Here is an 11112-nt window from a genome sequence, read left to right as displayed (position 1 = left end):
CAACCGGGTGGGAGAATGTCGTGAGGTCGTCCGGCATCAGAACTGGCCGGGCGGCAGCTTGAAGATGTCGGGGCTCTTGGCGTCGGCCACGTAGAACAGCAGCAGGCTGGTCGGGGTCAGCACACGCTGGTTGTTCTCCTTGTTCTCGAACGTGCCCTGCAGAAGCAGGATCACCGAGCGATCCTTGGCGTCGCTGCCACGGAACATCACGATGCCGCCGGCGACGGGCATGTTCATCGCGATCGAATCGGGCTTGAAGCCTTCGCCCATGAAATGGGCGCGCAGGATGTTGGCGTTGGAGAACAGCTTCTCCGGCGTCATCGCCGTGTCGGTCCCCTTCGACCAGACCGCGCCGATCTGGATCAGCGACTTGGACTTGTAGCCGAACACATAAGAGAGCTCGGCAGTCCCGCCGTTCGGCAGCAGCTCGGGAACGGAGAGCAGCAGACTGTGCGTCAGCTCGGACGCGTTGTCCTGCGCCCTGATCGCGTCGGGCTTGGCGCTGAAGTCCTTGGTCATCGCCGCGCGCACGTCGGATTCGTTCATGCCGAATTTGGCGGAGCGGAAGCCGTCGATCGCCTTGGCCGTCTTGTCGTCCGCACCGGCGGTCGGCGTCTCGGTCGCAGCAGCGACCGGCGCACCGGCGGCGGCAGCCGGCGCCGCACCGGCAGCGGCGGCTCTGGGTGCCGGCGCAGCCTTCTGCTTCGGCACTACTCCCTGAGCCGCGAGCGGCCCAGCTGCAACTGAGGTCAGCAGGCCCACGAGGGCCGGAAGAAGATAGATTTTGCGCATCGAAAACCTTCGAAACAAACCTGAAACAACGCTTCAAAAAATCAGCCGCTCAGAAATCGACTTCTCCGAACCGTCGTCTCAACGAGACGGAAAATGTTGCAACGCCACAATGCGTTGCAGATCGTCACGGAGCAGACAAAGCTCGAAACAGCGACTCTTTGGCGGGGTAGGAATACGGTATCGGACTGCCGAATGCTGCGAATGAACATTCATAAGCGCATTTTTTCATCAATTGTGGACACCGCCCTTTCGCGTTAAGCATCCGGCTGGGACAGACCATCGTGCAAAGAATTCCATGACCGAACGGCCTTCCGCGTTCGCGCTCGATCGCCGCGGCTTCATTCGCCTCGCAGGCACAACCGCCGCAGGCTGGATTGCGCTCGGCGCAACGTCAGATCGCATGCGGATCGTTGCCTCGCTGACGGGATTGCCGCTCGACGACGAACTGACCAGACGGAGCATGACCGACAGCCCGACCTCCCGCCTGGGTGGTCTCATCGTCGGCTTGAGGCAGCGAGGCTGGGTCGAAGGCGTCAACTTCCGCCTCGAACTTCGTTCGACCTTCGGCGGACCGGACAAGCTCAAGACCGCGGTCCAGGAGTTGCTCGAGCTCAAGCCGGACGTGATCCTGACCGGCTCGACCATCGAAACCGCCGCAGTCTTTGCCGCCACCAAAACCATCCCGATCGTTTTCGCGACCGCCAACGATCCCGTCGGCAACGGCTTCGTCGAAAGCCTCGCGCATCCCGGCGGCAACGTCACCGGCTTCACCAACAGCACCGCCGAAATGGGCGGCAAATGGCTTCAGCTCATCCGGGAGGCGGTGCCGGGTCTCGCGCGCGTCGGCGTCCTTTTCAACCCGGCGACCACGCCCCGCGCCGGGCGCTTCTTCCTCGAATCGATCGAGCAGGAGGCTGCGACATCAGGGGTGTCCGTGGCCCCCGCGCCCGTCAACGCGCCAACAGACATCGACGAAACCATCAGGCGCTTTTCCGAACCGCCCAAGGCGGCGCTGGTTGCGCTGGTCGACAGCTTCCTCGTGGTCCACCGTCAGGCGGTCGTGGCGGCGGCGGCCAAGCATCGCGTCCCCACGATCTATCCGTTCCATTATTTCATGGATGCGGGCGGACTGATGAGCTACGGGCCGACGCTGGAGGTGCGCTCGGCCGATTACGTCGATCTCATCCTGCGCGGCACCAAGGCCGGGGATCTTCCGGTGCAATCGCCGCGGAAATACGAACTCCTGATCAACCGCACAGTCGCCCGCTCGCTCGGATTGAACATTCCATTCACGCTGCTGGCGCGCGCTGACGAGATCCGCGAGTGAACGAGGCGATCGACCAGGGGCATTTGCGGACGCCCCCGGGCCGGTTGTTCCGAAAATATCTCTACTCGATCGTCGCCCTCGCCTTTGCCGCACTCGCCATCAACACCGGCTTCGACGTCTGGTTCTCCTATCGCGAGCAGAAGCAGCTTCTCGCGGCGACCCAGCGCGAGCAGGCAGCAAGCGCGGCCATCCAGATCGGCCAGTTCATCGGCCAGATCGAAAGCCAGATCAGATGGCTCTCGCGGCTGCCTCCGGAGCTGTCGAGCAACGAAGACGACCGCCTGAACGCGATCCGGCTCCTGCGCCTCTCGCCTGCGATCGCGGAAATTGCCGAGCTCGATTCGCAGGGCCGCGAGCAGGTGCGCGTGTCGCGCCGCGTCGCGGACAGGGTCGGCAGCAAGGCCGATCTCTCGGCTTCGCCGGCCTTCCGTGGTGCCAATGAAAGCCGGGCCTATTACGGGCCGGTGTACTTCCTCGGCGACACCGAGCCGTTCATGACGCTCGCCACGCGCGGGACCGGGCGGAATCCCAATGTGATCGTGGCCGACGTCAATCTGCGCTTCATCTGGGACCTCGTCGCCGGGATCAGGGTCGGCAACACCGGCAAGGCCTATGTGGTCGACCGCATGGGAGTCCTGATCGCGCATCCCGATCTGTGGCCGGCGCTGCAACGGACCGATCTCTCCGGGCATGCCGACGTGCGCGCCGCACTCGACGGCGTGGGGCCGCCTTCGGGCGGCCTGGTCAAGGGGGATCTGTCAGGCCAGCGCGTGCTGTCGACCTATGCGACGGTCCCCTCGCTCGGCTGGCTGGTGTTCGTCGAGCTTCCGCTCAGCGAGGCCTACGCCCCGATCTATGCATCGATCGGACGCGCGACGTTTCTCCTGGTCGTCCTGCTCGCCTGCGCGGTCCTGGTGTCCCTCTGGCTGAGCCGGCGTATGACCGTGCCGATCCAGATCCTGACGCAGGGCGCGCGGCGGATCGGCAGCGGCGATCTCGGCCTGCGGCTCGCGATCAAGACCGGCGACGAGCTGGAAGCGCTCGGCGACCAGTTCAACCGGATGGCCGCTCACTTGCGCGAATCCTACGCGACGCTCGAGCGCAAGGTGATCGAGCGCACCTCGGAGCTCGAAAAGACCCGCGACCACGCCCTGGCCGAGCATGACGCGGCCGAGCGCGCGCGCAGGGCCGCCGTGCTGGCCAACGAGACCAAGTCGCGCTTCCTCGCCGTCGTCAGCCACGAGCTGCGCACGCCGCTGAACGGCGTCATGGGCGTGCTGCAGCTGCTCGACGACGGCAGCCTCGGCGAGGCCCAGCGCCGCCACCTCGCGACTGCGGAGGCATCGGGCGAAACGCTGATCGCGCTGGTCGATGCCATCCTGGAATATGCCCGCCTGGAGGCCAGCACCGAAACGCTGGAGACGCGCGACTTCCGCCTTCACCAGCTGATCGAGACCGCCGCGGAGCTGATGTGTCCGCAAGCCTTCGGCAAGGGCCTGACCTTCGACCTCGCCTGCGATGCGACGGTCGACACATCGGTGCACGGCGATCCGGTCAGGCTCAACCGCATCCTGCTCAATCTGATCGGCAATGCCATCAAGTTCACCCCGCACGGCGGAATTGCGCTCGCGGCGGCCGCCGAGCAACGCGACGATCATGTCCTGCTGCGCATCACCGTTCGCGATACCGGCATCGGCATTGCGCCCGACATGCACGAGCGCATCTTCGACGATTTCGTCCAGGCCGACGACAGCATTGCACGGCGGTTCGGCGGCACCGGACTCGGACTTGCGATCGCGCGCCGGCTCACGCGCCTGATGCACGGCGAGCTGACGGTGGAGAGCACGCCGGGCGCGGGCAGCACGTTCACGCTTCAGGTGCCGCTCGGCCGCGCCGCAAGCGGCGTGGCGCAAGGCGCGGTCCCGCCGCCGTCGCGGCAGCTCCGCGTGCTGCTGGTCGACGACGATCCCGTCAATTGCGAGGTCGGCGAAGCCATTCTGAACCGGCTCGGCCATCGCGCGACGATCGCGAGAGACGGCGCTTCGGCCATTGCGCTCGCCCGCGATCAGGCGTTCGACATCATCCTGATGGACCTGCACATGCCCGACATGGACGGCGTCGAGGCGGCGTCGCGGATCGGCAAGCTCAATCTGCCGCGGATGCCGCGCATCATCGCCGTGACCGCCGACGTCTCCTCCAGCGCCCGCGAGCGGCTCGCAGGTGCCGGCATCGCCAAGGTCGTCAGCAAGCCGATCCTGATCAACGCGCTGCGCGAGGCGATCGAGGACGCCCCGGACGAGCCGGCCGCGGCGCAACTCGCTGCAGGCGCATTGATCGACCGGCATTTCCTCGACGACCAGCGCGAGCTGCTCGGCCCCGCGCAAATCGAAAAGCTCCATCATTTGTTGGGGGAGACCAGCGGCAAGCTGATCGCAGACATCGCCAAGGCGGCAGCGATTGGCGATCACAAGCAGCTTGCGCGGCTCACGCACCAGCTCGGCAGCGCCGCCAGCGCGCTCGGCCTCGTGCGCCTGTTCGAGCGCAGCCGCGAGATTGAGCTGGCGGCGCCCTCGATGTCGCCACCCGAATGCCAAAGCGCCGCGCGCGATCTCGCCGCACTTCGTGATGCCTCGATGAGCGCGCTCGACGATCTGCTCCGGCCCGCCGAGCAGCGTTCTGTCAGTTAGGGATGCTCAGACCGGTTTGCCGAGCCCGGATTTGGCCCTGGCGGACCATCTGATCGCTAGCGCCTTCCGCTACTGATCCAAAGCCAACGATTGCTACTCTATGGGGCTTTCGCTTTGATGGAACATTTGAAATACTACACGCATTGCGGCGACAGGAACAATTTGCAATGCAGTCTTTCGACCTTGCGCTTAGATATCTCGACCATGCAGTTAAATGGGTGATGACTTGACCGATTGGGGCTCCGTTCCACAATGGGCAACGGCGTGCATTGCCCTAGGAGCCTCTGCAATCGCAATCCATTCGATTGGCGTTCAGCGAGACATCGCTCGTAAGCGTGCGACAATCGATTTCTTCTTGAAATCGTCAATGGACAAGGAATGCTTGTCCACCTACGCAGCCTTCAAAGTCGAGATCGAGAAGTTCAAACAGTCGAATTTCGACTTCGGCGCCTACGTTCCGACAACTGAACACAACGCCGTTCGTACATGGCTTAATATCTGTGAGCTAATAGCGATCGGGATAAATCGTAAAGTTTTTGACGACCGCCTGGCGTTCGACTCCTGGTCCGGCTTACTGCCATGGTGCCACGATCAATGTGCAGAGCTCATCAAATGGCGTCGAGAAAATGACAAGGAGCCTCTGATGTATTTTGACTTAGAGACTCTGAGTACTCGATGGCAAGACCCGGTCGTAAAAGCAAAATACGAAAAAAGAGCAAAGCAACGCAGGATTGAAAGAGCCCACACCCCCCTCTCGCCCTGAACGAAGCAAGATCGCCGAACGCGCCTCTTTCTGGGTCGCTGCTTGGGGGCCAAGCAGACATCGGTCGCCTGATGAGCCCGCGCCTACCTCAGCGCGTCCGCGCGCCCGCCTCCTCCTCGCGCCCAAACCGCTCAACCAGAAAATCAATAAACAGCCGCACCTTCACCGAGAGGTGCCGCGTCGGCGGATAGACCGCATAGAGCGCGAGCGGCGGTGCAGAATAGTCGTCCAGCACCGTCCGCAGCTCGCCCTTCTTCAACGCATCGGCAGCAATGAACTCCGGAAGCAGCGCGAGCCCCCTGCCCTTGATCGCGACGTCGCGCAGCACTTCGGCGTTGTTGACGCAGAGCGACCAGGCTGGCTGGATCCAGTGATCGCCATCCGTGCCGGTGAGCTTCCACTGATTGCCGGTCAGCAGGAAGCCGTAGGTCAGCGAGGCGTGCTCGCGCAGATCCTGCGGATGCTTTGGCGTGCCGTGACGCGCGAGATAATCGGGCGAAGCGCAGATCATGCGCGCCACCGGCATGATTTTTCGCGCGATCAAACTCGACGATTCCAATTCCGCGATCCGCAGCGTCACGTCAAAGCCGTCCTGGACGGGATCGAGCAGATCGTCGCTGAGCACGATCTGAAGCTGAAGCTCGCCATAGCGCGCCATGAAATCGGCGAGCACCGGTCCAAGCCGCATGGTGCCGAACGACATCGGCGCGTTGACCCGCAACAGGCCGCGCGGCGCCGACTGGGCCTGCGCCACCGCCTGGTCGGCGGCCTCGATCTCCGAGAGGATCACGACCGCGCGCTCGAAGTAGCGCTGGCCGTTCTCGGTCGGGCTGGCGTGGCGCGTCGTCCGATTCAGAAGCTGGACGCCGAGGCTCTCTTCGAGGTCGGCGATGTATTTGCTGATCGCCGAGCGCGACAGCCGGAGCTGCCGGCCCGCCTCGGCAAAACTGCCGCTTTCGACCACCTTCACGAAGGCCCGGAGGCTGGCGACCTTATCCAAGGGCCGGCCCCGGCGATTGTTTCCAAATCGTAGACATAGACGTCATATTTGCATGGATTGTCTCCAATCCAAAGCGGAACGATATTTCGAGCCAGAGCAAGACCGCTCCCCGAATTCTGGAGGACGACAATGTCTGGACTGCACCACGTCACCGCGATCGCCGGCGACCCCATCCGCAATTTCGGCTTCTACACCCGGGATCTCGGCCTGCGCTTCGTCAAGAAGACGGTCAATTTCGACGATCCCGGCACCTATCACTTCTATTACGGCGACGAGACCGGCCGCCCCGGCACCATCCTGACTTTCTTCCCCTGGGCCGGCGTGCCGGCCGGGCGTCGCGGCGTCGGCGAGACCCATCAGACCGCCTTCCGCGTGCCGCAGCGCTCGCTCGGTTACTGGACGCAGCGCTTCACCGAGAAGGGCATCGCCTACGAGGCGCTGGAGAAGCGTTTTGGCGAGTCCGTCCTGCCGTTCACCGACCCTGACGGCATGGCGCTCGCGCTTGTGGGTGTCCCCGGTGCCGAGAACGAGCCCGGCTGGAGCAATGGCGACGTCCCGGCCGAGCACGCGATCCGCGGCTTCCATGGCGTAACCTTGCTGCTCGACAGCGCCGCGAAGACAGCTTCCGTGCTCACCGACGTGTTCGGCTTCAAGGAGACCGGACGCGAGGGCTCGGTGATCCGCTTAAAGGCGCCGGGCGATGCCGAAGGCAGCGTCGTCGACATCTACGAAGCCAAGGGCTTCTTGCGCGGACATCAGGGCGGCGGCTCCGTCCACCACATCGCCTTCCGCGCGGCCGATGACGCCGAGCAGGGCCGGATGGCGCAAAAGCTCGTGAGCAATCACGGCCTGCATCCGACCGAGCAGAGGGACCGCAACTACTTCCGCTCGATCTACTTCCGCGAGCCCGGCGGCGTGCTGTTCGAGATCGCGACCGACATCCCCGGCTTCGCCGTCGATGAACCGGTCGCAACGCTGGGACGTGATCTGAAGCTGCCGAGTTTCCTCGAAGCGCAGCGCAAGCAGATCGAAAATGTTCTGCCGAGCCTGGAAGAAAGCGCGTCATGACCGAGAGCACATTCATCCATCGTTTCGAGCCCGGGACAAGCGCGGGCTCCCCTCCGCTGCTGCTGTTGCACGGCACGGGCGGTGACGAGAACGACCTGCTCGGGCTCGGCAAGATGATCTCGCCCGGCTCAGCGCTGCTCTCGCCGCGCGGCCGCGTGCTCGAGCACGGCATGCCGCGCTTCTTCCGTCGCCTCGCCGAAGGCGTGTTCGACGAGGACGACGTGCGCCGGCGCGCGCTGGAGCTCGGCGACTTCGTCGCGGATGCGCGGCAGCAACACGGCATCGCCGCGCCTGTTGCGGTCGGCTTCTCCAACGGCGCCAACATCGCAGCCGCGCTGTTGCTGCTGAAGCCGGACGTCCTGGCCGGCGCGGTCCTGCTGCGTGCCATGGTGCCGCTGTCGGCTCCGCCGAAGGCGGAGCTTGGTGGCAAGCCGATTCTGCTGCTGTCCGGGCAGTCCGATCCGATCGTGCCGGCGAGCAACTCGGCAAAGCTTGCGGCGCTGTTGTCGGAAGCCGGCGCGCGTGTCGACCACAAGGTCCTGCCGGCGGGCCATCAATTGTCGCAGGCCGACGTCACGCTGGCCCGCAACTGGATCGGCAGCGTCGACGCCAAAGCGGCATGAACCAACGAGCGGCGCATCGTTCACGAACGATGCGCCGACCCGTCTTGCGAAATGTCAGGCAGATTTTCGAAGCGGTTGTTTCTTCGGTTGCGGTCTCGCCGCGCGGCCAATGGCGGCGATCGCCTCCATCTCGTCGACGAGGCCGGACCGATCGATATCGACTTTCATGGCCTCGCCGAGCAGACGGGCCGCCATCCTGAATTGCGGCTCTGCAATCAATCGGTTCACCGCCGCGGCAATTTCCGCTTCGGAGGCGGTTGGAGGCAATTGAAGCCCTGCCCCTTTTGCTTCGACGCGCGCGGCGTTGGCGGCCTGGTCCCGCCCCATCGGCAGGATGAGCTGCGGCAGCCCGTTGATGAGTGAACGCGTGGTCGTTCCGTGGCCGCCTTGCGAGATCACCACGGAAACATCCTTCATGACGAGGTCATGGGGAGCGCCGCGGACCAAATGCACATTGTTCGGAGCCCTGAGATCGGCGACGTCGACATTGGGACCGGCTGTTGCAAGGGCATCGATCTCGACCGCTTCCATCGCTGTGATAATGCGCTGAAACAGTTCGCGCTGACCTTGCGCGCCCGTGCTGCATGCGATCAGCCCGCGAGGACGACCCGACTGAGCCGACCATGGCGCTCGCCATGCCTCAGTCTGCCGAGATTTGGACCAGTTCGGCACATCGAGCAGCGGTCCGACGTAGCGGAAATTGTCGGGCAGCGAGTCAGCTTGAAAGTCGAACGCTCGACTGGTCGCGAGCAAAAGCCGGTTGGCCCGATCGAACAGATCGAAGACATCTGCCAGAAGCGGAAGACCCAGATCGGCACGCGCGCGGTTGAGACCAGGCAGAAACACATTGAGTGTTTCGGTAAGCTTGGCATTGGCGGCGTCGACCTCGGCGCGCTCTTCCGGCGTTTTCGGTTGGCTCAACCCGCTGACAGCCGGCGGCATTCCCGGCAGGGGCCGAATGCTGACATGAGGGGACAGAAGCGCGAAAGGCACGCCTGACGCCTCCGCCCCGAGCGCAGCACCAAACAGCACGTCAAGCACGAGAACGGCATCCGTCGGCATACGCCCGATCTCATCCCGGACATCGGCCGCATAGAGCGCAGCAGGATCAAAGACGGCCTGGCGTAGAAAATCTTTCACATCCGAGACGTCCACCGGATCCGCAGCCCTTCCGGTCGGGGCGCGGCGCCATGCTACAAATGCAAAGCCGGAGGCCTCGACTTCAGAGCGCATCGCCGGATCCGCCATCACCCGGATATGATGTCCATTCCGGTGCAGCCTCCGCGCCGCAGTCAGCAGCGGGCTCAAATTCCCGAGGGTCCCCCATGACGCCAGCAGAAAATTATAGGACATCGTAGAACCCTTTCGTCACGGTTGCGAATGCGCTGTCGCAATCCATCCTGGGCAACCCAATGCAGGCTTCCTGACGGACGCGTGGCCGCGCTTGTGTCCGCGCGAGCCACGCCAAGAATGAAGCCGCGCGCGCTACCGGACGATGTCTCCCCAGAGGGAGACGGTTACAGCTGTAAGGAGAGGAAGGCCGCTTATGGGCCAAGCGGACATTTGAGCTGATGGCCAGGTTCGCTAAGCGGCAAAAGCGGTCCAACAGTTCAGGACGCGGATTTGTCCGCTAAGGGCCACATCCGGACATCTAGGATGTTGCCGCTCCCCGAGAACTGTTATTGTTGAGCGGTCTTGCGTCTAGGGGATGATGATTGTGTCTCCAGCAGAACTGTCGAGCAGCGAGGCGGAACTCCGGTCGTTCATTTCGGTCGCGATCCCAACCTTTCGACGTCCTTTTGGGCTGCAACGCGCGATCGAAAGCGTGCTGCAGCAGGACTTCTCCGATTGGGAAATGGTGATCAGCGACGACGAAGGGTTAGTGGGCGAGAGTTGTCGCCTCTTGTCCGAATATGTCAGCACAGAACCGCGCATCCGAGTCGTCGAGAACCGCAGAGGCCGTGGTCAGGTCGAGAACACGAACAATGCGATGCTTGCGTGTCGCGGTCCCTGGATCAAATTGTTGCATGACGACGACTGGCTCGCGCCAGGGGCGCTTACGTCTTTCGCGAGACTTGCGTTGGCCTACCCCGCCGCGGCAGTCATCACCTCCACAAGCCATCTGGTGCAAGACAAAGGCATAAAGTACCGGCAAGGGGGTGAGATTTACGTGTATTCGGGCCAACAGTGCCTGACTGATCTCTATTTGGTGGGCAAAACGCGGTCGCTCGGAATTGTCCCATCGACGCTGTTGGTCAATAGCAACGTCGTCAAAGCCGGCTGCCTGATGCGAAACTACAAGTCGATAAGTTGGGGGGGTCGACCAACTGTTCTTCATTGATCTGGCCTGCCATGGTGACATGGTAGCAATAGACGATGGTCTTATCTTTTACGACATGACCAACCACCCCTGCATCACGGCAGACGGGTCGTTCACTCACATTGACCAAGAGACAGTCGATCTCAAACGCCTCACTTGGAGCCTTTTGGAAGATAAAGGAGAACTTCCCGATCCTGAAACGGTCGTGCGTGCGTTGCGGGTTGCTCGACTACGCGGACGGATCGGCCGGCAGCCACTCGGCGCAACGATCCGTGACGCAATCCAAATCCTGCGCCCCTCGGTCCTGATGGCTCTCAACAAGATCATCCGTGCTCGGGCGCGCGCGCCGGGTGCAATTTAATTCATCCTTTCTGCGGGAACGCTCTGATCTGATAGCGCAGCTAACTGACCGCCGCTCGAAATGGCAAGGTCCGCTATGGGTCTTGGCCGTGTAAAAAGCAGTTTCACGGGAGGTCGGTTCTGAGAGTTAGGTGCCGAGGACGTTTCAGGCCGCGATCGCAGCGATTAGCCG

The 11112-nt window shown here is 63.2% G+C and carries 10 protein-coding genes; 7 read left to right on the top strand and 3 right to left on the bottom strand.

What is annotated here, in order from left to right; translation table 11 throughout:
• Positions 1–36: 36 nt before the first annotated feature.
• The gene (locus tag ABIB99_RS21070) at positions 37–792 is read right to left on the bottom strand and encodes a hypothetical protein (RefSeq protein ID WP_071915470.1); all 756 of its coding nucleotides are present in this window, start codon (positions 790–792) and stop codon (positions 37–39) included.
• Positions 793–1087: 295 nt separating this feature from the next.
• Here ABIB99_RS21070 and ABIB99_RS21065 point away from each other — a divergent pair, with 295 nt between their 5' ends.
• From ABIB99_RS21065 to ABIB99_RS21055, 3 genes are all read left to right on the top strand, one after another.
• Positions 1088–2119 carry an ABC transporter substrate-binding protein gene (locus tag ABIB99_RS21065; protein WP_247308722.1) on the top strand — a complete coding sequence of 344 codons (1032 nt, stop codon included), beginning with the start codon at positions 1088–1090 and terminating at the stop codon, positions 2117–2119.
• The gene (locus ABIB99_RS21060) at positions 2116–4806 is read left to right on the top strand and encodes a hybrid sensor histidine kinase/response regulator (protein ID WP_354177426.1); all 2691 of its coding nucleotides are present in this window, start codon (positions 2116–2118) and stop codon (positions 4804–4806) included. Before ABIB99_RS21065 ends, ABIB99_RS21060 begins: the two co-directional genes overlap by 4 nt.
• Before the next feature lie 214 nt (positions 4807–5020).
• A complete protein-coding gene (locus tag ABIB99_RS21055) occupies positions 5021–5569 on the top strand; it encodes a DUF4760 domain-containing protein (protein WP_354177424.1) in 549 nt (182 codons plus the stop codon).
• A gap of 88 nt (positions 5570–5657) precedes the next feature.
• On the opposite strand, the gene ABIB99_RS21050 is transcribed toward ABIB99_RS21055, so the two are convergent.
• Positions 5658–6569 (bottom strand): LysR family transcriptional regulator, encoded by a 912-nt coding sequence (locus ABIB99_RS21050; RefSeq protein WP_354177422.1) that lies wholly within the window; start codon positions 6567–6569, stop codon positions 5658–5660.
• A gap of 129 nt (positions 6570–6698) precedes the next feature.
• On the opposite strand from ABIB99_RS21050, the gene ABIB99_RS21045 reads away from it, so the two are divergent.
• Together ABIB99_RS21045 and ABIB99_RS21040 are read left to right on the top strand one after the other, a co-directional pair.
• On the top strand, positions 6699–7637 hold the full coding sequence (locus ABIB99_RS21045) for a ring-cleaving dioxygenase (RefSeq protein ID WP_354177421.1): 939 nt from the start codon (positions 6699–6701) through the stop codon (positions 7635–7637).
• Positions 7634–8260, top strand: a complete 627-nt coding sequence (locus ABIB99_RS21040; RefSeq protein ID WP_354177419.1) for an alpha/beta hydrolase — start codon at positions 7634–7636, stop codon at positions 8258–8260. The genes ABIB99_RS21045 and ABIB99_RS21040 overlap by 4 nt, the downstream gene beginning before the upstream one ends.
• A gap of 54 nt (positions 8261–8314) precedes the next feature.
• Here the strand turns inward: ABIB99_RS21040 and ABIB99_RS21035 are convergent, their stop codons facing one another.
• Positions 8315–9613, bottom strand: coding sequence for a glycosyltransferase (locus ABIB99_RS21035; protein ID WP_354177417.1), 1299 nt, complete (start codon positions 9611–9613; stop codon positions 8315–8317).
• Between the two features lie 364 nt (positions 9614–9977).
• Between ABIB99_RS21035 and ABIB99_RS21030 the strand changes: the two genes are divergently transcribed.
• Both ABIB99_RS21030 and ABIB99_RS21025 read left to right on the top strand, forming a co-directional pair.
• Positions 9978–10601, top strand: a complete 624-nt coding sequence (locus ABIB99_RS21030; RefSeq protein ID WP_354177415.1) for a glycosyltransferase family 2 protein — start codon at positions 9978–9980, stop codon at positions 10599–10601.
• Between the two features lie 19 nt (positions 10602–10620).
• On the top strand, positions 10621–10941 hold the full coding sequence (locus ABIB99_RS21025) for a hypothetical protein (RefSeq protein ID WP_354177414.1): 321 nt from the start codon (positions 10621–10623) through the stop codon (positions 10939–10941).
• Positions 10942–11112 lie beyond the last annotated feature (171 nt).

It is taken from the genome of Bradyrhizobium sp. LA6.1, assembly GCF_040547805.1.
Classification (GTDB): Bacteria; Pseudomonadota; Alphaproteobacteria; order Rhizobiales; family Xanthobacteraceae; genus Bradyrhizobium; species Bradyrhizobium barranii.
This window is presented reverse-complemented; position numbering and strand designations above follow the sequence as displayed.